25 protein-coding genes are annotated in these 24,190 nt (G+C 55.7%); 7 read left to right on the forward strand and 18 right to left on the reverse strand.

Features of this window, described 5'->3' with window-relative positions; genetic code table 11:
• The first annotated feature begins 147 nt into the window (after positions 1-147).
• Positions 148-780: a cAMP-activated global transcriptional regulator CRP gene (crp, locus tag HV340_RS21200; RefSeq protein ID WP_000242758.1), complete on the forward strand. Its 633-nt coding sequence runs from the start codon at positions 148-150 to the stop codon at positions 778-780.
• Positions 781-837: 57 nt separating this feature from the next.
• Complete coding sequence (locus tag HV340_RS21205) at positions 838-2,925, forward strand: YccS/YhfK family putative transporter (protein ID WP_020884592.1); 2,088 nt, start codon at positions 838-840, stop codon at positions 2,923-2,925.
• Here HV340_RS21205 and HV340_RS21210 read toward each other — a convergent pair.
• From HV340_RS21210 to ppiA, 5 genes are all read right to left on the reverse strand, one after another.
• A complete protein-coding gene (locus tag HV340_RS21210; RefSeq protein WP_171032977.1) occupies positions 2,922-4,142 on the reverse strand; it encodes an aspartate aminotransferase family protein in 1,221 nt (406 codons plus the stop codon). The genes HV340_RS21205 and HV340_RS21210 overlap by 4 nt on opposite strands.
• Positions 4,143-4,228: 86 nt before the next feature.
• The gene (gene pabA, locus HV340_RS21215) at positions 4,229-4,792 is read right to left on the reverse strand and encodes an aminodeoxychorismate synthase component 2 (protein ID WP_181216208.1); all 564 of its coding nucleotides are present in this window, start codon (positions 4,790-4,792) and stop codon (positions 4,229-4,231) included.
• Positions 4,793-4,822: 30 nt separating this feature from the next.
• Positions 4,823-5,425, reverse strand: coding sequence for a putative adenosine monophosphate-protein transferase Fic (locus HV340_RS21220; protein WP_181216209.1), 603 nt, complete (start codon positions 5,423-5,425; stop codon positions 4,823-4,825).
• Positions 5,415-5,582: a YhfG family protein gene (locus HV340_RS21225; RefSeq protein WP_181216210.1), complete on the reverse strand. Its 168-nt coding sequence runs from the start codon at positions 5,580-5,582 to the stop codon at positions 5,415-5,417. Before HV340_RS21225 ends, HV340_RS21220 begins: the two co-directional genes overlap by 11 nt.
• A 107-nt stretch (positions 5,583-5,689) precedes the next feature.
• Positions 5,690-6,262: a peptidylprolyl isomerase A gene (ppiA, locus tag HV340_RS21230; RefSeq protein ID WP_014171936.1), complete on the reverse strand. Its 573-nt coding sequence runs from the start codon at positions 6,260-6,262 to the stop codon at positions 5,690-5,692.
• A gap of 278 nt (positions 6,263-6,540) precedes the next feature.
• Between ppiA and tsgA the strand changes: the two genes are divergently transcribed.
• On the forward strand, positions 6,541-7,725 hold the full coding sequence (gene tsgA, locus HV340_RS21235; RefSeq protein ID WP_020884588.1) for an MFS transporter TsgA: 1,185 nt from the start codon (positions 6,541-6,543) through the stop codon (positions 7,723-7,725).
• Positions 7,726-7,729: 4 nt separating this feature from the next.
• On the opposite strand, the gene HV340_RS21240 is transcribed toward tsgA, so the two are convergent.
• The gene (locus HV340_RS21240) at positions 7,730-9,046 is read right to left on the reverse strand and encodes a cytosine deaminase (protein ID WP_032679098.1); all 1,317 of its coding nucleotides are present in this window, start codon (positions 9,044-9,046) and stop codon (positions 7,730-7,732) included.
• 240 nt (positions 9,047-9,286) lie between these two features.
• Between HV340_RS21240 and nirB the strand changes: the two genes are divergently transcribed.
• The 4 genes from nirB (at position 9,287) to HV340_RS21260 (ending at position 13,981) form a co-directional block, all read left to right on the forward strand.
• Positions 9,287-11,830, forward strand: coding sequence for a nitrite reductase large subunit NirB (gene nirB, locus HV340_RS21245; protein WP_181216211.1), 2,544 nt, complete (start codon positions 9,287-9,289; stop codon positions 11,828-11,830).
• Positions 11,827-12,153 carry a nitrite reductase small subunit NirD gene (gene nirD / locus HV340_RS21250; protein WP_181216212.1) on the forward strand — a complete coding sequence of 109 codons (327 nt, stop codon included), beginning with the start codon at positions 11,827-11,829 and terminating at the stop codon, positions 12,151-12,153. The genes nirB and nirD overlap by 4 nt, the downstream gene beginning before the upstream one ends.
• Positions 12,154-12,289: 136 nt before the next feature.
• On the forward strand, positions 12,290-13,663 hold the full coding sequence (gene cysG / locus HV340_RS21255) for a siroheme synthase CysG (protein WP_020884584.1): 1,374 nt from the start codon (positions 12,290-12,292) through the stop codon (positions 13,661-13,663).
• Between the two features lie 147 nt (positions 13,664-13,810).
• Positions 13,811-13,981: a YhfL family protein gene (locus HV340_RS21260; RefSeq protein WP_020884583.1), complete on the forward strand. Its 171-nt coding sequence runs from the start codon at positions 13,811-13,813 to the stop codon at positions 13,979-13,981.
• A gap of 101 nt (positions 13,982-14,082) precedes the next feature.
• Here HV340_RS21260 and trpS read toward each other — a convergent pair whose 3' ends face one another.
• The 12 genes from trpS to HV340_RS21320 all read right to left on the reverse strand — a co-directional run bounded on the left by trpS (position 14,083) and on the right by HV340_RS21320 (position 24,084).
• Positions 14,083-15,087, reverse strand: coding sequence for a tryptophan--tRNA ligase (gene trpS / locus HV340_RS21265; protein ID WP_014171943.1), 1,005 nt, complete (start codon positions 15,085-15,087; stop codon positions 14,083-14,085).
• Positions 15,080-15,841 (reverse strand): phosphoglycolate phosphatase, encoded by a 762-nt coding sequence (gene gph, locus HV340_RS21270; protein ID WP_020884582.1) that lies wholly within the window; start codon positions 15,839-15,841, stop codon positions 15,080-15,082. The genes trpS and gph overlap by 8 nt, the downstream gene beginning before the upstream one ends.
• Complete coding sequence (rpe, locus tag HV340_RS21275; RefSeq protein WP_014885523.1) at positions 15,834-16,511, reverse strand: ribulose-phosphate 3-epimerase; 678 nt, start codon at positions 16,509-16,511, stop codon at positions 15,834-15,836. The genes gph and rpe overlap by 8 nt, the downstream gene beginning before the upstream one ends.
• Positions 16,512-16,552: 41 nt before the next feature.
• Complete coding sequence (dam, locus tag HV340_RS21280; protein WP_014171946.1) at positions 16,553-17,365, reverse strand: adenine-specific DNA-methyltransferase; 813 nt, start codon at positions 17,363-17,365, stop codon at positions 16,553-16,555.
• A 67-nt stretch (positions 17,366-17,432) separates the two neighbouring features.
• The gene (damX, locus tag HV340_RS21285; RefSeq protein ID WP_063925817.1) at positions 17,433-18,761 is read right to left on the reverse strand and encodes a cell division protein DamX; all 1,329 of its coding nucleotides are present in this window, start codon (positions 18,759-18,761) and stop codon (positions 17,433-17,435) included.
• Positions 18,762-18,853: 92 nt separating this feature from the next.
• Positions 18,854-19,942 (reverse strand): 3-dehydroquinate synthase, encoded by a 1,089-nt coding sequence (aroB, locus tag HV340_RS21290; protein ID WP_063925816.1) that lies wholly within the window; start codon positions 19,940-19,942, stop codon positions 18,854-18,856.
• Positions 19,943-19,999: 57 nt separating this feature from the next.
• Positions 20,000-20,521 (reverse strand): shikimate kinase AroK, encoded by a 522-nt coding sequence (aroK, locus tag HV340_RS21295; protein ID WP_003861630.1) that lies wholly within the window; start codon positions 20,519-20,521, stop codon positions 20,000-20,002.
• Positions 20,522-20,807: 286 nt separating this feature from the next.
• A complete protein-coding gene (gene hofQ, locus HV340_RS21300; protein WP_032680150.1) occupies positions 20,808-22,046 on the reverse strand; it encodes a DNA uptake porin HofQ in 1,239 nt (412 codons plus the stop codon).
• The gene (locus HV340_RS21305; protein ID WP_063925815.1) at positions 21,958-22,362 is read right to left on the reverse strand and encodes a HofP DNA utilization family protein; all 405 of its coding nucleotides are present in this window, start codon (positions 22,360-22,362) and stop codon (positions 21,958-21,960) included. The genes hofQ and HV340_RS21305 overlap by 89 nt, the downstream gene beginning before the upstream one ends.
• Positions 22,352-22,813: a hypothetical protein gene (locus HV340_RS21310; RefSeq protein WP_063925814.1), complete on the reverse strand. Its 462-nt coding sequence runs from the start codon at positions 22,811-22,813 to the stop codon at positions 22,352-22,354. Before HV340_RS21310 ends, HV340_RS21305 begins: the two co-directional genes overlap by 11 nt.
• Positions 22,814-22,816: 3 nt before the next feature.
• Entirely contained in the window at positions 22,817-23,311 is a 495-nt protein-coding gene (locus HV340_RS21315; RefSeq protein ID WP_063925813.1) for a PilN domain-containing protein, read from the reverse strand.
• Positions 23,308-24,084: a hypothetical protein gene (locus HV340_RS21320; RefSeq protein ID WP_063925812.1), complete on the reverse strand. Its 777-nt coding sequence runs from the start codon at positions 24,082-24,084 to the stop codon at positions 23,308-23,310. The genes HV340_RS21315 and HV340_RS21320 overlap by 4 nt, the downstream gene beginning before the upstream one ends.
• Positions 24,085-24,190: the final 106 nt, after the last annotated feature.

Below are 24,190 nucleotides of genomic sequence, written 5' to 3' on the forward strand. Positions count from 1 at the left end.
ATGTATGCAGAGGACATCAAACTTTACTGGCTGCGAAACGTTACGATAGCCGACTTCCCAGGGTATGGGTAAGAATTCGATTGCAACCCCAGAGTCCGGATGCATCTTATGACTCTGGTGACAGCTTATAACAGAGGATAACAGCGCATGGTGCTTGGCAAACCGCAAACAGACCCGACTCTCGAATGGTTCTTGTCTCATTGCCACATTCATAAGTACCCATCGAAGAGCACGCTGATTCACCAGGGTGAAAAAGCGGAAACGTTGTATTACATCGTCAAAGGCTCGGTGGCAGTGCTGATCAAAGATGAAGAAGGGAAAGAGATGATCCTTTCTTATCTGAACCAGGGCGATTTCATCGGTGAACTGGGCCTGTTTGAAGAAGGCCAGGAACGTAGTGCCTGGGTTCGTGCAAAGACAGCATGTGAAGTGGCTGAAATTTCCTACAAGAAATTCCGTCAGTTGATTCAGGTTAACCCTGACATCCTGATGCGTCTTTCTTCGCAGATGGCGCGCCGTCTGCAGGTGACATCTGAGAAAGTGGGTAACCTCGCCTTCCTGGACGTGACCGGCCGTATCGCTCAGACCCTGCTGAATCTGGCGAAACAACCCGATGCGATGACTCACCCTGATGGCATGCAAATTAAAATTACCCGCCAGGAAATCGGTCAGATTGTCGGTTGCTCCCGTGAAACAGTGGGCCGTATTCTGAAAATGCTGGAAGATCAGAACCTGATCTCCGCACACGGTAAAACCATCGTGGTTTACGGAACGCGTTAATTCCGCTCAAACGGCGTGCCATCGCAAGGTGTCACGCCGTTTTTGTCTCTATTCCCCATGTGGCGCAGGCTGATTTATCACCCGGAAGTTAACTACGCACTGCGACAAACGCTGGTGTTGTGCCTTCCTGTGGCCGTGGGCCTGATTCTGGGCCATCTTCAGCAAGGTCTGCTCTTCTCTCTCGTTCCCGCCTGCTGCAACATTGCCGGTCTGGATACACCGCATAAGCGCTTTTTCAAACGGCTGATCGTGGGCGGCTCGCTGTTTGCGGGCTGTAGCCTCGCCGTGCAGCTTTTGCTGGCCCGCGATATCCCGCTGCCGCTGATCCTCACCGTCCTGGCGATGACCCTGGGCGTAACCGCTGAAATCAGCTCACTGCACGCGCGTTTGCTTCCCGCGTCGCTGATTGCCGCCATCTTCACGCTGAGCCTTGCGGGCAACATGCCGGTGTGGGAGCCGCTACTGATCTACGCCCTCGGTACGCTGTGGTACGGGCTGTTTAACTGGTTTTGGTTCTGGCTGTGGCGGGAACAGCCGCTGCGGGAATCCCTGAGCCTGCTCTACGTGCAGCTGGCGGATTACTGTGAAGCCAAATACACCTTGCTCACCCAGCATACCGATCCAGAAAAATCACTGCCGCCGCTGCTGACGCGTCAGCAAAAGGTGGTGGACCTGATAAGCCAGTGTTATCAGCAGCTGCATATGCTCGCCGCCAATAAGAACCACGAATATAAGCGGCTGCTGCGCGTCTTTCAGGTGGGGCTGGACTTACAGGAGCATATCTCCGTGAGCCTGCACCAGCCGCAGGAGGTGCAAAAACTGGTCGAGCGCAGCCATGCCGAAGCGGTGATCCGCTGGAACGCGCAAACCGTCTCCGCGCGCCTTCGGGTGCTGGCTGACGATATTCTGTATCACCGCTACCCCACGCGCTTTAACATGGACAAACAGCTCGGCGCGCTGGAGAAGATTGCCCGTCAGCATGAAGACAACCCGGTGGGTCAGTTTGCCGCCTGGCACTTCAGCCGTATCGCCCGCGTGTTACGAACCCAGCGTCCGCTTTATCCGCGCGACCTGATGGCCGACAAACAAAAACGCCTGCCGCTGCTGCCGGCGCTCAGAAGCTACCTCTCCCTTAAATCATCTGCCCTGCGCAACGCCGCGCGAATTAGCGTGATGCTGAGCATTGCCAGCCTGATGGGCATGGCGCTGCATCTGCCCAAACCGTACTGGATTTTAATGACCATCCTGTTTGTCACCCAGAACGGCTATGGCGCGACGCGGGTGCGCATTCTGCACCGGGCAGGCGGAACGATGGCGGGGCTGATCATTGCGGGCGTTACGCTGCACTTTCACGTGCCGGAAGGCTATACGCTGGCAGGGATGCTGGTGATCACGATGGTGAGCTACCTGATCATCCGCAAAAACTACGGCTGGGCGATGGTGGGCTTTACGGTAACGGCGGTGTATACCCTGCAGTTGCTCACGCTCAACGGCGAGCAGTTTATTATCGCCAGGCTGGTCGATACCCTGATTGGCTGCCTGATTGCCTTTGGCGGCATGGTCTGGCTGTGGCCTCAGTGGCAAAGCGGGCTGCTCAGACAGAACGCCCACGATGCGCTGGAGGCCGACCAGCAGGCCATTCGCCTGATCCTGAGTGACGACCCGCAGCCCTCCCCGCTGGCGTATCAGCGGATGAAGGTCAACCAGGCGCATAACGCCCTGTTTAACTCGCTGAATCAGGCAATGCAGGAGCCCGGCTTTAACTCGCACTATCTGGCGGACATGAAGCTCTGGGTGACGCACAGCCAGTTTATCGTTGAGCATATCAACGCCATGACCACGCTGGCGCGGGAACATACGATGCTGACGCCCGATCTGGCGCAGCGCTACCTGCAGTCGTGTGAGATTGCCCTGCAGCGGTGTCAGCAGCGACTCGAGTATGACGCGCCTGGCGAGTCAGGGGATTCGAACATTCTGGAGGCGCCAGAGACGCTCACCCACGGGCCAATGAGTACCCTGGAGCAGCATCTGCAGCGCGTTCTCGGGCATCTGAACACCATGCACACCATTTCGTCGGTAGCATGGCGTCAGCGCCCTCACCATGGGATATGGTTAACCCGTCGCTTAACGCGAACGGAGTCTTAAGCGTTTACGATCTTCGCGACCGCCGCGGCAAAACGGTTTAACCCGTCTTCAATGTCCTGATTTTCGACCACCAGCGACGGCGCAAAGCGCATCACGTCCGGCCCGGCATTGAGCACCATCACCCCTTCATGGGCGGCGGCGTGCAGGAAATCGCGCGCACGGCCTTTGTACTGTGGCTTCAGCTCCGCGCCGATCAGTAACCCCATCCCGCGGATCTCGCTGAAGACGTCATACTGGTCATCAATCTGCTGCAAATGCTTCACGAAAAGCTCACGCTTCGCGTTGACGCCGCTCAGAACCTCAGGGGTGTTGATAATGTCGAACGCGGCACCCGCGACGGCACTCGCCAGCGGGTTACCGCCGTATGTGGAGCCGTGGGAACCCACGTGGAACGCGGAGGCAATCTCCTGCGTCGTTAATACCGCACTGACCGGGAAGCCGCCACCGAGCGCTTTGGCGCTGGTCAGAATATCCGGCGTCACGCCGTAATGCATGTAGGCAAACAGGGAGCCGGTACGGCCCATCCCGCACTGCACTTCATCAAATACCAGCAGCGCCTGATGCTCATCGCACAGGTCGCGCAGCCCTTTCAGGAACTCAGGCGTGGCAGCCGTTACGCCGCCCTCTCCCTGGATCGGCTCCACCACCACCGCGCAGGTGTGGTCATCCATTACCGCTTTTACCGCATGCAGATCGTTAAACGGCACATGGATAATATCGGCCGGTTTTGGTCCAAAACCGTCGGAATACTTTGGCTGTCCGCCGACGGAAACGGTAAACAGCGAGCGACCGTGGAAGGCGTTGTGGAAAGCAATGATTTTGGTTTTGTACGGGCTGTGGCGCGTGGAGGCATAGTAGCGCGCCAGTTTGAAGGCGGTTTCGTTCGCTTCGGTACCGGAGTTCATAAACAGCACGCGTTCGGCGAAGGTCGCGCTGATTAACTTGCGGCCCAGACGCAGCGCCGGTTCGTTGGTAAAGACGTTGCTGGTATGCCACAGGGTTTCCCCCTGGGTTTTCAGCGCCTCCACCAGCGCAGGATGGCAATGACCCAGCGCCGTCACCGCAATCCCGCCGGCGAAATCAACATACTCTTTCCCCTGCTGATCCCAGACTCGGCTGCCTTTCCCTTTTACCGGGATAAACTCAGCCGGTGCATAAATCGGCAGAATGACTTCATCGAATGTCGCGCGGGTAATTGCAGATTGTTCAGTTGCCATGTCATGACCATCCATTTTATGTCACAGTGATTGTGAAAATATAATCACAAAATATGCATAAAAAATCACAGTAAGGCAACCACTATTCAACGATTGAGGAAATTTGCCAGCAGCTGGTGTCCCTGCTCGCTGAGGATACTCTCCGGGTGGAATTGCACCCCTTCGAGGTCCCATTCACGATGCCGAATCCCCATGATCTCCCGGGTATCGCTCCAGGCGGTAACCTCAAAGCATTCCGGCAGCGTTGACGGGTCAATGACCAGCGAATGGTAGCGCGTCACGGTAAGCGGATTATTAAGCCCCGTAAACACGCCCGTGCCGGTATGGGTCACCGGCGCGGTTTTGCCATGCATCACTTTGGCGGCGCGCACAATGGTGGCACCAAACACCTGCCCAATGGCCTGGTGGCCCAGGCAGACGCCAAGAATGGGCAGCTTACCGGCGTAGTAACGAATGACATCCAGCGAAATGCCCGATTCCGACGGCGTGCAGGGCCCCGGCGAGATAACGATTTTCTGCGGGGCAAGCGCGTCGATTTCGGCCAGGCTGATGTCGTCGTTGCGGCGGACCACCACCTCTGCACCCAGTTCACAAAAATACTGGTAAAGGTTCCAGGTGAAGGAATCGTAGTTATCAATCAGCAGAATCATGGCGGCTCCAGAAAAACGTGCCGCCCTATTCTACTCAGTTTCCCGCGCTTCGCTCACTACTTTGGCAAAGATGGCGTTCAGGGCCGTTAAATCGCCCATTGCGCCGCTCTGGTTGGCCGCCGCCCATTTGCCCGGGTCGATATCTTTCCAGCTCAGCTGATAGCCTGCATGGATGGCGAGCTGTTCGAAGAAGATCCGCTGAGCGATACCGTTGCCAATCCGGAAGGGATGGAGCACGTTGATCTCACAGTAGTAGTGACTCAGGCGGGCCACAAACTCCTCTTTCTGCAGATCGTTGAGATACCCCTCTTCCTCGAGATCCTGCATCAGGACATTGCCCTCTTTCTCGATGTAGGCGAAGTGGCAGAAGCGGGTGTCGCCCTGATAAATATCGATTTCGCGGATATCGCCCGCCCAGTCAAAAATATCCTGATAAAGGTGGCGGTGGATTGCACAGAGATGCGGCACCCCCGGCGCCGACGGGCCTAAGCCGAGCGTCGCCACCCGCAGCGCGGTGATCTCATAGGATGCCTTTGCAAGACGGTCAGCCTGGCGGATATTCAGACGGTTACGCATCACATTCAGACCCGGGTAGAGATACGGGTCACGATCGTCACCGATTTTATCGCTCATAGTGCCTCCTGAGTTCTTCAAGACGGCTTTGCGCATCCTGGGCGTTTAGCGTAACGAGCGGGCTATCAACCCCCTCAAGGCGGCGGCTGGCCTGGAAATTACTGTTTCGCTGCTGCTCCCAGAGACGGGATTTTTGCATATCGGTGAGTTTTTTCACTTAACGCCTCCCTGAAGATGTCCGTGTGCCACAAGTATAAGCAGCAAAACGCGCTTTCGCAGGGAGGGGAGCGAAACACGGGCGAGAAACGCCCGTGTCAAAGAAGGTTACGGCAGAACTTTTGCAGAGAGGATCACAACCGGTTTTGTCGGCACATTCTGGTACGGGCCAACGTCATGGGACTGCACCTGAGAAATCTTGTCAGCCACATCCATCCCTTTCACCACTTTACCGAAGACCGCGTAACCGAAGTCGCGCTGACCGTGGTCGAGGAAGGCGTTATCCGCCACGTTGATAAAGAACTGGCTGGTGGCGCTGTCTTTATCTGCCGTACGCGCCATAGAGATGGTACCGCGGGTGTTGCGCAGGCCGTTATCCGCTTCGTTTTTAATCGGTGCGTTAGGCTGCTTTTGCTGCATTTGCTCGTTAAAACCACCGCCCTGCACCATAAAGCCCGGGATCACACGATGGAAAGTGGTGCCGTTATAGAAACCGTTATTCACGTAGTCGAGGAAGTTTTTCACAGAAACCGGAGCTTTCTGGCTATTCAGTTCCAGCTCAATATTCCCGGCGGAGGTGGTCAGCAGAACGTGAGGGTCTCCTTTGGCTGCCAGCGCAGCAGGGGAAACGGCAGAAAGAGCAAACACAGCTGCGACAGCCGCCAGCGTTGATTTGAGCATGAGAATTCCTTAACAAAGCGCAGTATAAAAAGCGAATGGCTTGATTCTAAAGAGCAGTATGAACGGAGACCAGCCTTTTACCTAATTTTACGAAATTGAAACAGTTGTAACCACGCAAACGATTGGTTATGACGCCTATTAATGTGATCTGAATCACATAAAAACCTGCAATAGCGATCGAATTTCTCTTAAAAGATATGAATGGATCACTTTAATGTCTAAAATCTGCCCGCTCTCAGCGCCCCTCGGGCGCTTTTCTTTTCCTGAACAGGCCAGACATGACTAACAGCAATCGTATCAAGCTCACATGGATCAGCTTCTTCTCCTACGCCCTGACCGGCGCGTTGGTGATCGTCACCGGGATGGTGATGGGTAATATCGCAGACTACTTCCAGCTGCCCGTTTCCAGCATGAGTAACACCTTTACCTTCCTCAACGCCGGGATCCTGATCTCCATTTTCCTGAATGCCTGGCTGATGGAAATTGTTCCACTGAAAACGCAGCTGCGTTTTGGTTTCGTGCTGATGGTCGCCGCGGTAGCGGGTTTAATGGTGAGCCACAGCATCGCCCTGTTCTCTGCCGCCATGTTTGTGCTGGGTCTGGTGAGCGGTATCACGATGTCCATCGGTACGTTCCTGATTACCCATATGTATGAAGGCCGTCAGCGTGGCGCACGTCTGCTGTTTACCGACTCCTTCTTCAGCATGGCGGGGATGATTTTCCCGATGGTAGCGGCCGTTCTGCTGGCACGCAGCATTGAGTGGTACTGGGTTTATGCCTGTATCGGTCTGGTCTACGTGGCAATCTTTATTCTGACCTTCGGCTGTGAATTCCCGGTTCTGGGCAAAAAAGCACAATCCACGGACGAGCCGGTCGCGAAAGAGAAATGGGGTATCGGCGTACTGTTCCTCTCCGTTGCCGCACTGTGCTACATCCTCGGTCAGCTGGGCTTTATCTCCTGGGTACCGGAATACGCCAAAGGCCTGGGCATGAGCCTGAACGACGCGGGTAAACTGGTGAGCGATTTCTGGATGTCTTACATGTTCGGCATGTGGGCGTTTAGCTTCATCCTGCGCTTCTTCGACCTGCAGCGCATTCTGACCGTGCTGGCGGGCATGGCAACCGTGCTGATGTACCTGTTCATTAACGGTTCACCGGAGCATATGCCGTGGTTCATCCTGACCCTGGGCTTCTTCTCCAGCGCGATTTACACCTCTATCATTACGCTGGGCTCTCTGCAGACCAAAGTGGCGTCACCGAAACTGGTGAACTTCGTGCTGACCTGCGGCACCATCGGCACCATGCTGACCTTCGTGGTCACCGGCCCGATCGTCGCCCACAGCGGCCCGCTGGCCGCGCTGCATACCGCTAACGGTTTGTACGCGGTGGTGTTTGTGATGTGTCTGGTTCTGGGCTTTGTGACCCGCCACCGCCAGCATAATACGGCAGCGGCGTCCCACTGATCCCCTACGCCCCTTTGCGCTCAGCGAAGGGGCTGTTTTTCGTGAAGATGTGCTCTTCCGCAACGTCGTCCATTTTGATCCACGTCTGCGCAAGCTGCGTCGTGGCAATCACTCGCCCCTCCCGAATCGACCAGCGCGCCGGCACCTGGCAGCGCACCGCTTCAAACCCGCTCTCCGCAGGCAGCACGATAAGGTTAGCCAGATTTCCCGTTTCGATACCGTAATCCGTCAGGCCGAAGGTTCGGGCGCTGTTGTGGGTTATCAGGTTCAAACCGTTGTCGATTTGCGAATACCCCATCATCTGACACACATGCAGCCCCATATGCAGTACCTGCAGCATATTGCCGGTGCCAAGCGGGTACCACGGGTCGAAGACATCATCATGCCCGAAACAGACGTTGATCCCCGCCTCCAGCAGCTCCTTCACTCGGGTAATCCCGCGTCGTTTGGGATAATCGTCAAAGCGTCCCTGTAAATGGATATTCACCAGTGGATTGGCGACAAAGTTGATGCCTGACATCTTCAGCAGGCGGAAAAGCCGCGAGGTGTATGCCCCGTTATAGGAGTGCATCGCCGTAGTATGGCTGGCCGTGACCCGCGGGCCCATCCCTGATTCATAAGCCAGGGTGGCCACCGTTTCCAGAAATCGGGACTGCTCATCGTCAATTTCATCGCAGTGGATATCCAGCGGACGGTCATATTTCTTCGCCAGTTCAAAGGCAATGTGCAGCGATTGCACGCCATACTCGCGGGTGAATTCAAAATGCGGGATTGCCCCGACCACATCGGCGCCCAGCTTCAACGCCTCCTCAAGCAGCGCCGCGCCGTCCGGGTAAGAAAGGATGCCTTCCTGCGGGAACGCCACGATTTGCAGCGTGATCCAAGGCGCAACCTCCTGCTTCACCTCCAGCATGGCCTTCAGGGCGGTGAGCGTCGGGTCAGAGACGTCCACGTGCGTGCGCACAAACTGAATACCGTTAGCAATTTGCCCCTTCAGCGTCTTCCAGGCGCGCGCTTTTACATCTTCATGGCTAAGCAGTGCCTTACGCTCCGCCCAGCGCTCAATGCCTTCAAACAGCGTACCGGACTGGTTCCAGCTCGGCTCGCCTGCCGTCTGGGTGGTATCAAGGTGGATATGCGGTTCTATAAACGGGGGGATGGCAAGGCCGCCACGCGCGTTTAAGATTCTTACGTTTTCGTCTTCGGTATCGCCCATCGGCGTTATGCCACCAAAACGGCCCTGCTCAATGGCGATTTGCCACAGCCCTTCGCGACCCGGTAAGCGAACATTCTGGATAAGCCCAAGCGGTGTTGTAGACATGCCTTTCCCCTGAAAAACGCGGCTGAAATTTGGGAGTACGCATTTTTGACAACGCGCCCCTTAATTTGTACACAAAATCGGCTACCTCGAAAAGCCAGCGATTTCCACAACTTATAAAAATCCTGACAAATCAGTCATATACCACCTAAGGAGTAGGCGAAGGCGTATTTGATTTGCATCAATAAGTGCCCCTGCTGAATCGTTAAGGTAGGCAGTAATAGAAAAGAAATCGAGGCAAAAATGAGCAAAGTCAGACTCGCTATCATCGGTAACGGCATGGTCGGCCACCGCTTTATTGAGGATCTTCTCGATAAAGCCGATGCTAACCAGTTCGATATTACCGTGTTCTGTGAAGAACCCCGCAAGGCGTACGACCGTGTGCACTTGTCTTCCTACTTCTCCCATCATACCGCTGAAGAGCTCTCTCTGGTGCGCGATGGTTTCTACGAGAAGCATGGCGTGAAAGTGCTGGTGGGCGAACGCGCTATCACCATCAACCGTCAGGAAAAAGTGATCCACTCCAGCGCCGGACGTACGGTTTTTTACGACAAGCTGATCATGGCGACTGGCTCGTACCCGTGGATCCCGCCGATCAAAGGCTCGGAAACGCAGGATTGCTTCGTTTATCGTACCATCGAAGATCTCAATGCGATCGAATCATGTGCACGCCGCAGTAAACGTGGCGCCGTGGTCGGGGGGGGGCTGCTGGGTCTGGAAGCCGCCGGTGCGCTGAAAAACCTCGGTGTTGAAACCCACGTCATCGAATTTGCCCCGATGCTGATGGCAGAGCAGCTTGACCACATGGGTGGTGACCAGCTGCGCCGTAAAATCGAAAGCATGGGCGTAAAGGTTCACACCAGCAAAAACACCAAAGAGATTGTGCAGGAAGGCACCGAAGCGCGGAAAACCATGCGCTTTGCCGATGGCAGCGAACTGGAAGTGGACTTTATCGTCTTCTCTACCGGTATTCGCCCACGCGACAAGCTGGCCACCCAGTGCGGTCTGGCCGTCGCTCAGCGCGGCGGGATCATGATTAACGATACCTGCCAGACCTCCGACCCGGATATCTACGCCATCGGCGAATGCGCCAGCTGGAACAACCGCGTGTACGGTCTGGTCGCGCCTGGCTACAAAATGGCGCAGGTTGCCGTTGACCATATTCTCGGCAACCAGAACGCCTTCGAAGGGGCTGACCTGAGCGCCAAGCTGAAACTGCTGGGCGTAGACGTAGGTGGTATTGGCGATGCGCATGGCCGCACGCCGGGCGCACGCAGCTATGTTTACCTCGATGAAAGCAAAGAGGTGTACAAACGTCTTATCGTCAGTCAGGACAACAAAACCCTGCTCGGCGCGGTGCTGGTGGGCGATACCAGCGACTACGGTAACCTGCTTCAGCTGGTCTTGAACGCCATCGAACTGCCGGAAAACCCGGACGCGCTGATCCTTCCGGCGCATGCGTCCAGCGGTAAGCCGTCCATCGGCGTGGATAAACTGCCCGACAGCGCGCAGATTTGCTCCTGCTTCGATGTGACCAAAGGCATGCTGATTTCGGCCATCAATAAAGGCTGCCATACCGTCGCGGCCCTGAAGGCAGAAACCAAAGCCGGTACCGGCTGCGGTGGGTGTATCCCGCTGGTCACACAGGTTCTGAACGCAGAACTGGCGAAACAGGGTATCGAAGTCAACAATAACCTGTGCGAGCATTTCGCTTACTCTCGCCAGGAGCTGTACCACCTGATCCGCGTGGAAGGCATCAAATCCTTCGACGAACTGCTGGCGAAACACGGCCAGGGTTATGGCTGTGAAGTGTGTAAACCTACCGTGGGTTCCCTGCTGGCCTCCTGCTGGAACGAGTACGTTCTCAAACCAGAGCATACGCCGCTGCAGGATACCAACGATAACTTCCTGGCGAACATTCAGAAAGACGGGACTTACTCCGTCATCCCACGCTCCGCCGGTGGCGAAATCACCCCGGAAGGGCTGGTCGCCGTTGGCCGTATCGCGCGTGAATTTAACCTGTATACCAAAATCACCGGCTCTCAGCGTATCGGCCTGTTTGGTGCACAAAAAGATGACCTGCCTGAAATCTGGCGTCAGCTGATTGACGCGGGATTCGAAACCGGCCACGCCTACGCGAAAGCGCTGCGTATGGCAAAAACCTGTGTGGGCAGCACTTGGTGCCGCTACGGCGTAGGCGACAGCGTCGGCTTCGGTGTGGAGCTGGAGAACCGCTACAAAGGCATCCGTACACCGCACAAAATGAAGTTTGGCGTCTCCGGCTGTACCCGCGAATGTGCGGAAGCGCAGGGTAAAGATGTGGGTATCATCGCCACCGAGAAAGGCTGGAACCTGTACGTCTGTGGTAACGGCGGCATGAAACCACGCCATGCTGACCTGCTGGCTGCAGACCTCGACCGCGATACGCTGATTCAGTATCTCGACCGTTTTATGATGTTCTACATCCGTACCGCCGATAAGCTGACCCGTACCGCGTCCTGGCTCGATAACCTGGAAGGCGGCATCGAGTACCTGAAATCGGTCATCATTGACGACAAACTGGGCCTGAACGACCATCTGGAAGCGGAAATGACGCGCCTGCGCGAGGCGGTGATCTGCGAGTGGACTGAAACCGTCAACACCCCGGCGGCGCAGACTCGCTTCAGACACTTTATCAACAGCACCCAGCGCGACCCGAATGTGCAGGTTGTGGCAGAACGCGAGCAACATCGTCCGGCGACACCTTATGAACGTATTCCGGTGACTCTGGTGGAGGAAAACGCATGAGCCAGTGGATAAACATCTGCAACATTAACGACATTCTGCCTGCCACCGGGGTCTGTGCCCTGCTGGGTAACGAGCAGGTCGCGATATTTCGCCCTCGCCGTGATGAACAGGTTTTTGCCATCAGCAATATCGACCCGTTCTTTGAGGCCAGCGTCCTGTCCCGGGGATTAATCGCAGAGCATCAGGGTGAACTCTGGGTCGCCAGCCCGTTGAAGAAACAGCGTTTTCGTTTACGCGACGGGTATTGCATGGAAGATGAGCGTTATTCCGTGAAGCCCTACGATGTCCGCGTGAAGGACGGTCAGGTGCAGCTGAAAGGCTAATCTCTCGCCTTTTCAATATGAAAAGCTTATGACCCCTTATGGGTAACGGCAGGAAAAACCGTATGTTCTGTACGATTCCTGCTGTTATCCTGACCTCAATTTCTTACCCCCTCCTTGAATGCTGTGAGGTAATGTCGTGGACCACCTGCCGATTTTCTGTCAATTACGCCATCGCGACTGTCTGCTTGTAGGCGGCGGCGATGTGGCTGAACGCAAAGCGCGCTTGCTGTTAGAAGCAGGAGCCCGACTCACCGTTAACGCCCTGGCTTTTGCCCCGCAGTTTGAGGCCTGGGAAAAAGAAGGGATGCTCACGCTGGTGCAGGGGGGGTTTAATGAATCCTTGCTTGATACCTGCTGGCTGACCATTGCCGCCACGGATGACGATGAAGTGAATCAACGCGTCAGCGACGCCTGTGAAGCGCGCCGCATCTTCTGTAACGTGGTGGATGCCCCGAAGGAGGCCAGCTTTATCATGCCGTCGATCATTGACCGTTCGCCGCTGATGATTGCGGTATCGTCCGGCGGCCGCTCTCCCGTTCTGGCCCGCCTGCTGCGGGAAAAACTGGAAGCCATCCTGCCGCAGCATCTTGGCCAGATTGCCCACTATGCCGGGCAGCTGCGTTCCCGGGTTAAGCAAACCTTCGCGACCGTGGGTGAACGCCGTCGCTTCTGGGAAAAATTCTTTGTGAATGACAGGCTGGCCCAGTCGCTGGCGAATCAGGATCATAAAGCGGTGGAAGAGACGACGGCGCAGTTGCTCTGCGAGCCGCTGGATCATCGTGGTGAAGTGGTGCTGGTGGGTGCCGGCCCGGGCGATGCCGGTTTGCTGACGCTGAAAGGGCTGCAGCAGATCCAGCAGGCGGATATTGTGGTTTATGACCGTCTGGTCTCCGATGAGATAATGAACCTGGTCCGCCGCGATGCTGATCGCGTATTTGTCGGTAAACGTGCCGGGTACCACTGTGTGCCGCAGGAGGAGATTAACCAGATCCTGCTGCGCGAAGCGCAAAAAGGAAAACGCGTGGTACGCCTCAAGGGTGGCGACCCGTTTATCTTTGGTCGCGGCGGTGAAGAGCTGGAAACGTTGTGCAACGCGGGTATTCCGTTTTCCGTGGTGCCGGGCATCACGGCAGCCTCCGGTTGCTCAGCTTACTCGGGCATTCCGCTGACCCACCGTGACTATGCCCAGAGCGTACGCCTGGTGACGGGACACCTGAAAACCGGCAGTGAGCTGGACTGGCATAACCTGGCCGCCGAAAAACAGACGCTGGTGTTCTATATGGGGTTAAACCAGGCCGCGACCATTCAGGCCAAACTGCTTGAGCACGGCATGGAAGAGGATATGTCCGTCGCGCTGGTGGAAAACGGCACGTCCATTAAGCAGCGCGTGGTGAACGGCGTGCTGACGCAGTTAGGTGAGCTGGCACAGCAGGTTGAAAGCCCGGCGCTGATTATTGTCGGACGCGTGGTAGAACTGCGCGATAAACTGAACTGGTTCTCGAATCACTAACGCATATTCCCCCTTCCCGGAGTAGTCCTTATGCGGACTACTCCCCTCTTACCGCTCCCGATAACATACCGCCCGCGAAATGGAATTTTTCCATTTATTCCCTCACGTTAGATCCAATTTTCGTTTTTTTTCAGACAAGGAATGCGTATGTTTAAACTGGCAAAAGCCGCCGTTCTGGTAGGCATGTTATCGACTCTGACCGCCTGCACCGGTCACGTTCAAAATACCAAAAATAATTGCAGCTATGATTACCTGCTGCACCCGGCAATTTCCATTTCGAAGATCATCGGTGGCTGCGGCCCGGCCGCACAGCAGTAAGCGTTTTTCAGGCGTAAAAAAACCGGGAATGTCCCGGTTTTTTGTCTGGCTCAGCGCGTTTTTTTGTCGGGGAGCGCTCATGCTTACCCGACAAAACAGGGTTACGGTTTACCCACAAACCCAATCGCCTGGTACACCGCTTTAAGGGTTTCAGACGCGCGGGCACTGGCTTTTTCCGCGCCCTCTTTCATCACTTTCTGCAGGAAAGCTTCGTCGTTACGGTAGCGGTGATAACGCTCCTGCAGCTCGGTCAGCATGCCGGAAACGGCATCCGCCACTTCCCCTTTCAGGTGACCATACATCTTGCCTTCGAAGTGTTGTTCCAGCTCAGGAATGCTCTGACCCGTCACACCGGAGAGGATATCCAGCAGGTTGGAGACGCCCGCTTTGTTCTGCACGTCGTAACGCACAACAGGTGGCTCATCGGAGTCGGTCACCGCACGCTTGAGCTTTTTAACCACCGATTTCGGGTCTTCCAGCAGGCCGATAACGTTGTTGCGGTTATCGTCAGACTTGGACATCTTCTTGGTTGGCTCCAGCAGCGACATCACGCGTGCGCCGGATTTCGGAATGAACGGCTCAGGCACTTTGAACACGTCGCCGTACAGCGCGTTAAAGCGTTGGGCGATATCGCGGCTCAGCTCCAGATGCTGTTTCTGATCTTCGCCAACCGGCACCTGGTTGGTCTGGTACAGCAGAATGTCTGCTGCCATCAGTACCGGGTAATCAAACAGACCGGCGTTGATGTTTTCTGAGTAGCGCGCGGATTTATCCTTGAACTGCGTCATGCGGCTCAGTTCGCCGAAGTAGGTGTAGCAGTTCAGCGCCCAGCCCAGCTGCGCATGCTCTGGAACGTGAGACTGAACGAAAATGGTGCTCTTCTCAGGATCAATTCCGCAGGCCAGATACAGCGCCAGGGTGTCCAGGGTGGCTTTACGCAGCTTCTCAGGATCCTGACGTGCAGTGATAGCATGCAGATCCACGATGCAGTAAATGCAATGGTAATCGTCCTGCATGCTGACCCACTGACGTAACGCACCCATGTAGTTACCAATGGTCAATTCACCTGACGGCTGTGCGCCACTAAAAACGATGGGCTTAGTCATTATTCAATTCCTGATTATCACTGTGCGAAAGCCCGAGTGCGGGCAACAAATCTTTGAAGTGGTCGAACACGACGTCCGGCTCACTCAGCGTGATGGCCTCACCGTAGTTGTAGCCATAGGTCAATCCCACTGAAGGACAACCCGCTGCTCTGGCAGCCAGAATATCATTGCGGGAATCCCCGACAAAGAGCAGCTCCGCGGGCGTTAAGGATAATTTTCCTGCCACCAGCAGTAACGGTTCCGGATGCGGCTTTTTGTTCTGCACATCATCACCGCCAACAATGACGGAAAAATACTTCGCGATATCCAGCGCTTCCAGCAAAGGGGCGACAAAAGGTGTCGGTTTGTTTGTCACCAGCCCCAGCGGAATGCCGTTGGCATGAAGCGCACTCAGCGTTTCTGCGACATCCGGGAACAGGAAACTGCCCTCTTCGACCGTCTCTTCATAGAAACGATTGAACAATTTACGCAGGATACGCAGCTGTTCTTCCTGCGGGATATCCGCATGATCCACGCTCGGTTTACCCTGTGCGGAACGCTGGGACACACGCTCCTGGCGGGCCCATGTCAACGCGCGCTCCATCAGGACATCGGCGCCATTGCCAATCCACGTGATGACACGCTCTTCGCCCGCAACGGGCAGTTCAAGAGCATACAGCGCCTGGTCTACGGCGCTGGTTAAGCCCGGCGCGCTGTCGACCAGCGTGCCGTCGAGGTCAAATGCGATACCCCGGGTTGCCTGCAATTTATCCATGACTTACCTTCGCCAGTTCACGGCGCATTTCATCAATGACTTTTTTGTAATCCGGTTGGTCGAAAATCGCTGAACCTGCAACGAACATATCCGCGCCCGCTGCCGCAATTTCACCAATGTTATTCACTTTTACGCCACCGTCGACTTCCAGACGAATGTCGTAACCTGACTCATCAATACGACGGCGCACTTCACGCAGTTTATCCAGCGTATGAGGGATAAACGACTGACCGCCAAAGCCCGGGTTAACGGACATCAGCAAAATGACATCCAGCTTATCCATCACATGGTCGAGATAGCTCAGCGGCGTAGCCGGGTTGAAAACCAGACCCGCTTTACAGCCATTCTCTTTGATGAGTTGCAGCGTGCGATCCACATGTTCAGACGCTTCAGGGTGGAAGGTGATGATACTGGCTCCCGCAGCGGCAAAATCAGGCACGATACGGTCAACAGGTTTCACCATCAGATGAACGTCAATCGGCGCGGTAATACCGTAGTTACGCAGCGCTTTAAGCACCATCGGGCCAATGGTCAGATTAGGAACGTAGTGGTTATCCATAACGTCGAAATGGACGACATCCGCGCCCGCCGCGAGTGCTTTTGCAGTGTCTTCACCCAGGCGGGCAAAATCGGCCGACAGAATTGAGGGAGCAATCAAAAACTGTTTCATCCGCATCTCCTTGAAATGTGTTTACCGGCGGGCAAAACGGCTCAGGGGCGATAAAGAGCCAGGAGTTCGTCCACCTTTTTACGTGTGCCGCCGTTGCTGCTTATGCTACGCCGCACTTTGACCTGAAAATGCTTCGCGGCTTTGTACCATTCGCGCGTATCAGGGGTATCGTGATTCGAAATTAACACCGGAATTCTTTTGCTGACCAGCTTTTCCGCCATCTCCGCCAGACGGGCCTGCTCGGCCGGACTGAAGCTGTTGGTGTGATAAGCGGTGAAATTTGCCGTCGCGGACAGCGGTGCGTAAGGCGGGTCGCAATAGACCACCGAGTTTACGCCTGCCAGCTCCATGCACTCTTCATAGGAGAGGCAGTGGAATTCGGCATTCTGCGCTTTTTTAGCAAAGTGATACAACTCATCCTGTGGGAAATACGGACGCTTATAACGGCCAAACGGCACGTTAAATTCACCACGAAGATTATACCGGCACAGACCGTTGTAGCCGTGTCGATTGAGATAGAGGAACAACAGCGCCCGGCGGAACGGATCCTGACTTTGATTAAACTCAGTGCGGAACTGGTAGTAAACGTCCGGATTATTGTGCTCGGGTGTAAACAGCTTCCGAGCCTCTTCCACGTACTCGTCGGTCCGCAGCTTGACGATGTTGTAGAGGCTGATGAGGTCGCTGTTGATATCCGCCAGGATATAACGAGAAAAATCGGTATTCAGGAATACCGATCCAGCGCCCACAAAGGGCTCGATAAGACACTCGCCTTTCGGCAGGTGCTTTTTAATATCATCGAGCAGGGGGTATTTCCCCCCTGCCCATTTCAGAAAAGCGCGATTTTTTTTCATGCTGACTAACTGATTACACCTTCTCCGGCTGTGGAGAAAGCTCCGACAGCATCCTGCGCTTTAAACATTACTTCAGATCAGCCTGAACCTGATGAATTGGCTTAGCCCATGGGTTTTTCGCCTGAACGTCGGCGGGCAGCGTTGCGACAGCACGTTTCGCTTCATCTTTTGAAGCATAAACGCCACTTACCAGCACGTACCACGGCTGACCATTACGGGTCGTCTGATAAACCACATAGTTTTTCAGATTTGTTTTCTTCGCCCAACCGTTGAGGTTGTCATAGTTAGACGAACTGCTCAGCTGCAGCGTGTAATTGCTCGACGGGGCTGACTTCAGCGAACCGACGTTACCTGCAGTCTTGCCTGCTGCGGCGCTGGTTGTTGCCGTCGCTGCAGGTGCAGTTGCAGCAGGTGCAGTTGCAGCTGGTGCCGAAGTGGCAGCCGGTGCCGTGGTGGTCGCCGTTGCTTTCGGTGCTGTCTGCGTAACCGGTGCTTTTGCCGGTTCGCTCACCGTGGCCGTTTCAGTACGTTTTGTCTGAGCTGGCGCTTTCACTTCAGGCGCTTTGACGACTGCCTGAGGTTTGGTTTCACGCTTAGGTTCAATCACAGCCTGCTTACGTTCAGGACGGGTCGCAGGTTGCGTCTGGCGCGGTTTGGTTTCGGTTGCAGCCGTTTGCGGCTGAGCGTTACCACCGCGGATCGGCGCAACGGTCGCAGGTTCAGTTGGCAGCGTAGAGTTAACCACGGCATTGTCCACCTGCGCCTGATTTTGCGGCTGCGTCAGGGCATTGTTCAGGTCGCCCTGAACTTCTACACGCTGCTGGCCTTCCGGCGTGGCAGGTGCCTGACCCTGTGCGGGGGTAGAAGAAACTGGCGGCAGAGAAACATCCTGCGGCTGTGTTGTATTTCCGGCAGTCTGCTCGGCGGAGGTGGTACCCGGCGCTGGCTGCGCACCATTCGCCTGATCGGTCGCATCGTTACCAGAGAGGCTGATGCTCTTCTCAGTGGATGCCGCTTGCTCACCGGAAGGGGTCGAAGGCGCTTTTAGCGCAGAACCAATACCGACAATCAGCAGCACGAGCACCAGAACGCCGAGTCCCATCATGATGTACTGGCGGGAGGCGGGTTTCTGCGCAGCGGCTTTTTTACGTTTACGTGGGCGACGCTCTACAGGCTCTTCGTCCATTGAATCTTCTTCGGACTCATAACCCTCTTCTTCTTCTCGCTCATCACGCGCGTTGCGGCTACGCGAAGGGCGACGATCGTCTGCATCCAGATCAACATCGTCAAAGTTGATCTGCGGCTCGTTATCACGTTCTGAAGATTGACGAGAACGACCAGTACGACGATCGCTGGGATCGGGTTTCAGCTCGTCTTCTGGTTTGAATTCATCCATTTAACACCCCACTCAAAGGCTTATGCCAACGACTTTGCATTTCGCCTGAAGCTAAACGACCACCTGTAACAGTGGCCTGACCTTTCTAGTTGTTACGCCTGCTGACAGTCAGCAATAGCGCCAAGAACCACATCATGCGGCACTCCGCCGCGTACTTCACTCTTCCCTATTGCAAGCGGGAGTACAAGACGCATCTCACCTGCCAATACTTTTTTATCGCGCATCATGTGGGGTAAATACGCTTGTGCCGACATCTCTTTCGGCCCGGTTACCGGCAAGCCCGCACGCTCAAGCAGCGTGATGATGCGTGCCGTCTCTTCCGGTTTAAACTGCCCCAGACGTTCAGAAGTGCGGGCAGCCATTACCATTCCGGCAGCGACTGCTTCACCGTGAAGCCAGTTACCGTAACCCATTTCGGCTTCAATCGCGTGACCAAACGTATGCCCAAGATTCAGTAAAGCACGTAAGCCCGTTTCACGCTCGTCTGCAGCGACAACTTCCGCTTTCAGCTCACAACAACGACGAATGCAGTAAGCCAGTGTCGCCTCATCCAGGCGCAGCAACGCATCCATATTCTCTTCCAGCCAGTCAAAGAACTCGCCATCCAGAATAATGCCGTATTTGATCACTTCAGCCAGGCCAGAAGCCAGCTCGCGTTTCGGTAGGGTTTTCAGACAGTCGAGATCCACCACCACCGATGCCGGCTGGTAGAACGCGCCAATCATATTTTTACCGAGCGGATGGTTAACGGCCGTTTTGCCGCCGACAGAAGAGTCGACCTGAGACAGTAACGTGGTAGGGATTTGAATAAAACGCACACCACGTTGATAACTTGCAGCCGCAAAGCCCGTCAGATCGCCCACAACACCGCCGCCCAGGGCAAGCAGTGTTGTATCGCGACCATGCGGTTTTTGCAGCAATGCGGTAAAGACGGTATCCAGTACCGCCAGGCTTTTATACTGCTCGCCATCGGGCAGAATCACACTGTCGACTTTAACGCCCGCCTGTTCAAGCAGGTGGCGAACGCGGTCGAGATAAAGCGGAGCCAGCGTCTCATTGGTGACCAGCATCGCCTGATCACCCGCTTTCAGTGGTAAAAAGGAAGCTGGGTCGTTAAACAAACCAGCCGCGATGATGATTGGGTAACTACGTTCCCCGAGAGTAACTGTAATCCTCTCCATGACGCGACATCCACCTTTAATGCTTTTACCCGCAGGCGATTGTATATAAAGCCAGAATCAGTTGCTTTCCAGCATATGAATAATCTGGTTTGCAACCACTTTAGCGCTCTGATCGTCAGTACGAATGGTCACATCAGCAATCTCTTCGTACAGCGGATTGCGTTCATCGGCCAACGCTTCCAGAACTTCGCGTGGTGGCGTTTCAACCTGCAGCAACGGGCGCTTTTTATCGCGCTGCGTACGTGCCAGCTGTTTTTCGATGGTCGTCTCGAGATAGACCACTACGCCACGGGCGGAGAGACGGTTGCGGGTTTCGCGAGATTTGACAGAGCCACCGCCTGTTGCCAGAACAATGCCCTGCTTTTCCGTGAGTTCGTTGATCACTTTTTCTTCTCGGTCACGGAAACCTTCTTCGCCTTCTACGTCGAAAACCCAGCCCACATCAGCTCCGGTTCGTTTCTCAATCTCTTGATCAGAATCGTAAAATTCCATATTGAGTTGTTGAGCTAACTGACGCCCAATAGTGCTTTTGCCGGCACCCATAGGCCCAACCAGAAAGATATTGCGTTTCTCTGCCATTTTATCGGTACTACTAAGACTATTCGTTAATGGTAATCCCCGCTTCGCAGACACCCGGCGTAGCAGGACATGAACTGAAACCTCATATGCAATAGAGCGAGAGTCAGACTAAAAATTATCTCAATACTCCGGCTTGTTTGGCAACTGATTAAATCACCGCACCAGACGCATAAGGCAATAAGACGTAAGTCCAACTCAAATCGGTACTCCTTGTATGCTAATTCATGCCCCACGTCAAACATCTGCAACAATCTGAATGCAAAATCATTGGGAGGATCGTGACTCTTCAGCGAATACCGACCAGTCGTGGTGTAATAAACACCACTAACTCCCGTCGTTCATTGTCCTTTCCGTCATGGCGAAAAAGCTGTCCAAGCCACGGGATGTTGCCCAGCCCGGGCACGCGATCGCTTCCGGTTTTATTCTTTTGCGAAAAAATTCCGCCCAGCGCCAGCGTTTCTCCACTTTTTACTTCCACCTGGGTTTCAATTTCTTGTTTATCGATGGCCAGCGTTTCACCATCGGCCTGCTGCAGCACCTGTCCTGGCATATTTTCACTGATGTGCAACTTCAGGCGTACGCGACCGCCGGGCAGCACCACCGGCGTCACCTCCATGCCTAACACCGCCTCTTTAAATTCCACGGAGGTCGCCCCGCTGTCACCACTGGAGACCTGATATGGGATCTCACTGCCCTGCTTAATACTGGCCGGTTGCATATGCGAGGCCAGCAGTCGTGGGCTGGCGATGATATCGACCTGCTGCTTTTGCTCCAGCGCCGACAACTCCAGATCCAGCAGCCTGCCGTTAATCCGCCCGATATTAAAACCCACATGGGTGGTGGCGTTTGCCACGGACAGATCGCTGCCAAGCGTTGTGAGTTGCCCGACCTTGCCCGCCTCCGTTGCGTCGGCGAGATTCCACTTCACCCCCAGCTCACGCAGGCTTTTTTCATTGATGGTCACGATATGCGCCGCCAGTTCCACCTGCTCGACAGGGATATCCATCTGTGTCGCCCAGTGCTGCAGCGTATCAAGCACCGCCTGGTTATCCCGTATCAGCAGACGGTTGGTACGCTTGTCGACAGACAAACTCCCTTTTGGACTGAGCAGTTTTTCCGCCGCTTTTTGCAGTTCCCCGGCGTCAGCGTAAGAAAAAGGTATGCTGTGCGAGACCAGCGGCGCATCAAGCTGTCGGCGTGTCCGCTCCTGCTCTTTGCGTTCCAGCTGTTCACGCTGCCAGGCTGCGGTGTGAACATAAAAAATCCCCCCTTCTTCATGCAGAACAAGCCCGGCGCTGGTGACAACCGTCTGTAGCGCCTGTCGCCAGGGGACGCGTGTCAGATTGAGCGACAGCGTGCCGCTGACATCTGGCGATACCACCAGATTACGGTTCTCCTGTGCGACCAGCGCCTGTAGCACCTGCACCACCGGTACCTCATCCACCACCAGCGTGACCGGCTTTGGCGCGGCGGCCCACAGCGGATGACTGAACGCCAGCAGCCACAGCGTTATCCTTATGTTCATTCTTTTTCGTTCCTTCTCGTTGCCACGTCCATTGTCTGGGTTCACATGCATCCCCCACATCGACGACCAGTTCCCTTTCATTGAGGGCCGTTACCCGCCAGCCCACCGGGAGACGCTGTTGCGGTGTCAGGCGATGCCAGCGCTTTTGCCCGTCCTGTAAAATGCCAGTGTCCTGAGTGCCGCCCACCATGCCGTGGTAATGCCACTGCGCCAGTTGCCCTACCGCACAAGGGTCATCCGGCGGGCGAAAAGGATCCCGCATCCCGGTCACTAACAGGGCAAAACACACCAGCAGGCAACGCGCGCTAGTTCGCATGCTGCTCCTCCAGCTCCACCCGCAGGCGTAATGCCGAACCCTGTGCAGAGAGAGCAAAGGCGGCAACCTGAACATCCCACTGCGCCAGTCGGGTGAAAACAGTCGGGATGGCCTGCCACTCAGCATCCAGCGTCAGTTCCCCTCCGTTTTGTAACGGCTTCCAGTGAACCAGTCTTGTGCCCGCCCCCTGAAACTCGAGTGGCGAAAAAGGCGTCATTACCGTGGCTTCACGGGGTGCGTGACGCCGCGGCACCTGACTGGCGGCGGGCCATCGCGAGACATTAGCCTGTGCGGCCTCGCTGACCTGCCGCTGAAGTTCAGCCACCTGCTTTGTTACCGGTCGAAGCACCATGCCCCACGTCGTACTCCCCAGAAAGAGAACGCTCAGACACCAGCACAGCACCCGCCATCGGGGGCTGCTTTCGCACCAGCGTTCGAACAAGGTTTCCACGCATTAGCCCTCGCTTCGCAGATGAAAGGTGAACATCCAGCGCCCTAGGTCATCCTGCTGTAATTCCCCCGTCGGCCCCGGGGTAAACCCCGCCATCTTTCCGAGCCCATCCCGCAGAGCAGAGAGCGCGGGGAGTGTTGCGGCATATCCGGTTAACATCAGTGAAGGGGGTTGATAGCGCAGTTCGGTCAGCCAGACCTGGGATGGCATCATCCCGGCAAAGGACTCCAGCACCGGCTGCCAGGCGCGTCGTTGAGGCGCTGGCACGGGCATTGGCGTCTCTGTGCCTGACCTTGTACGAGACACCAGCACCTGCTGCACGGACTGCATGCCCGCCAGTTGAATATGCAGCGCACGTGTCAGCACGAGAGGGTTCATCCGCAGGCTGAAAACCCCCATCAGTATCAGCAGCCACGTAGCGACAAACAGTACGCCCCAGAATCGCAGGCAGCGCACGCGCCGCTGCCGCCGCCACGGCAGAAAGTTCGTCATGCTCATTCCGGCACCTCACTCATGGCCAGCGCCAGCGCGACGGTATAATCAGCGCCGCATGCCGGCAGAGGAGCATGGCAACGAACCAGGGCGTCCCATGGGTCTCGCTGGCTATCAAAGAGGGCAATGTCCTGTGGCGTGAGGGCCAGCAGTGCCGCGAGATCGGCCACGTTTTCCGCTTCCGTGGTAAAACGCCGTCCCCACTGATGGCGCATCGCCCACAGCCACTGATGCCCATCACGCCAGGCGACACACTGCGCCGGCGCTACCGCAGGGAGAAGATTCGCCAGCGCACTGGCATCCGGGGTGATCGTCACGAGCCGTAAACGCAACATCTTTGCCAGCGTCAGCAGGGGGTGAATCTCGTTGTTTTGTGCCGCGGTGACATGGAATGTATTGCTGAACGTATCCTGCGCATAATCAAAACAGAGCGTGTCAGCAGCCATCTCCAGTTCACGCGAGAGCGTCGCCCCCAGCCAGGAGAGCTGTTCGCTGTCGCGCAGCGCCACGCCCGGACGGGGGAGCGATCGTTGCAGCGTGCGGGCCGCCGGAAATGAGAGAAACACCCGGTGGGAGTGTGGCAACGTTTTCCGCCAGTCGCGCAGGGCGTCAACCAGTTGTTCAGGCTGGCAAATTTTGCCATCCCGGATAATCCCTTCGGCCAGAGTGATAGCCCACCAGCGGCACAAACGCCAGCCCGACCGCTCCCGGGCCAGCGCCACTATCTGCACCCTATCCTGTTGAATATGAACGCCTGTTTGCCATGTTTTGAAAGCCATGCTTCACGATCTCCTTATCGCCCGTCAGGTGACGGCTATATCAATGAATCAGGCTTGCCTTTATACTACCGCGCGATTGTTTAGAAACTGCCCAAGTGAAACCAAA

It is taken from the genome of Enterobacter sp. RHBSTW-00975, assembly GCF_013615235.1.
GTDB classification, from domain to species: domain Bacteria; phylum Pseudomonadota; class Gammaproteobacteria; order Enterobacterales; family Enterobacteriaceae; genus Enterobacter; species Enterobacter ludwigii.

Coding starts and splice junctions, on each gene's coding strand:
- crp (WP_000242758.1), top strand. CDS start 148: ATGGTGCTTGGCAAACCGCAAACAGACCCGACTCTCGAATGGTTCTTG.
- HV340_RS21205 (WP_020884592.1), top strand. CDS start 838: ATGTGGCGCAGGCTGATTTATCACCCGGAAGTTAACTACGCACTGCGA.
- HV340_RS21210 (WP_171032977.1), bottom strand. CDS start 4,142: ATGGCAACTGAACAATCTGCAATTACCCGCGCGACATTCGATGAAGTC.
- pabA (WP_181216208.1), bottom strand. CDS start 4,792: ATGATTCTGCTGATTGATAACTACGATTCCTTCACCTGGAACCTTTAC.
- HV340_RS21220 (WP_181216209.1), bottom strand. CDS start 5,425: ATGAGCGATAAAATCGGTGACGATCGTGACCCGTATCTCTACCCGGGT.
- ppiA (WP_014171936.1), bottom strand. CDS start 6,262: ATGCTCAAATCAACGCTGGCGGCTGTCGCAGCTGTGTTTGCTCTTTCT.
- tsgA (WP_020884588.1), top strand. CDS start 6,541: ATGACTAACAGCAATCGTATCAAGCTCACATGGATCAGCTTCTTCTCC.
- HV340_RS21240 (WP_032679098.1), bottom strand. CDS start 9,046: ATGTCTACAACACCGCTTGGGCTTATCCAGAATGTTCGCTTACCGGGT.
- nirB (WP_181216211.1), top strand. CDS start 9,287: ATGAGCAAAGTCAGACTCGCTATCATCGGTAACGGCATGGTCGGCCAC.
- nirD (WP_181216212.1), top strand. CDS start 11,827: ATGAGCCAGTGGATAAACATCTGCAACATTAACGACATTCTGCCTGCC.
- HV340_RS21260 (WP_020884583.1), top strand. CDS start 13,811: ATGTTTAAACTGGCAAAAGCCGCCGTTCTGGTAGGCATGTTATCGACT.
- trpS (WP_014171943.1), bottom strand. CDS start 15,087: ATGACTAAGCCCATCGTTTTTAGTGGCGCACAGCCGTCAGGTGAATTG.
- gph (WP_020884582.1), bottom strand. CDS start 15,841: ATGGATAAATTGCAGGCAACCCGGGGTATCGCATTTGACCTCGACGGC.
- rpe (WP_014885523.1), bottom strand. CDS start 16,511: ATGAAACAGTTTTTGATTGCTCCCTCAATTCTGTCGGCCGATTTTGCC.
- dam (WP_014171946.1), bottom strand. CDS start 17,365: ATGAAAAAAAATCGCGCTTTTCTGAAATGGGCAGGGGGGAAATACCCC.
- damX (WP_063925817.1), bottom strand. CDS start 18,761: ATGGATGAATTCAAACCAGAAGACGAGCTGAAACCCGATCCCAGCGAT.
- aroB (WP_063925816.1), bottom strand. CDS start 19,942: ATGGAGAGGATTACAGTTACTCTCGGGGAACGTAGTTACCCAATCATC.
- aroK (WP_003861630.1), bottom strand. CDS start 20,521: ATGGCAGAGAAACGCAATATCTTTCTGGTTGGGCCTATGGGTGCCGGC.
- hofQ (WP_032680150.1), bottom strand. CDS start 22,046: ATGAACATAAGGATAACGCTGTGGCTGCTGGCGTTCAGTCATCCGCTG.
- HV340_RS21305 (WP_063925815.1), bottom strand. CDS start 22,362: ATGCGAACTAGCGCGCGTTGCCTGCTGGTGTGTTTTGCCCTGTTAGTG.
- HV340_RS21315 (WP_063925813.1), bottom strand. CDS start 23,311: ATGAGCATGACGAACTTTCTGCCGTGGCGGCGGCAGCGGCGCGTGCGC.
- HV340_RS21320 (WP_063925812.1), bottom strand. CDS start 24,084: ATGGCTTTCAAAACATGGCAAACAGGCGTTCATATTCAACAGGATAGG.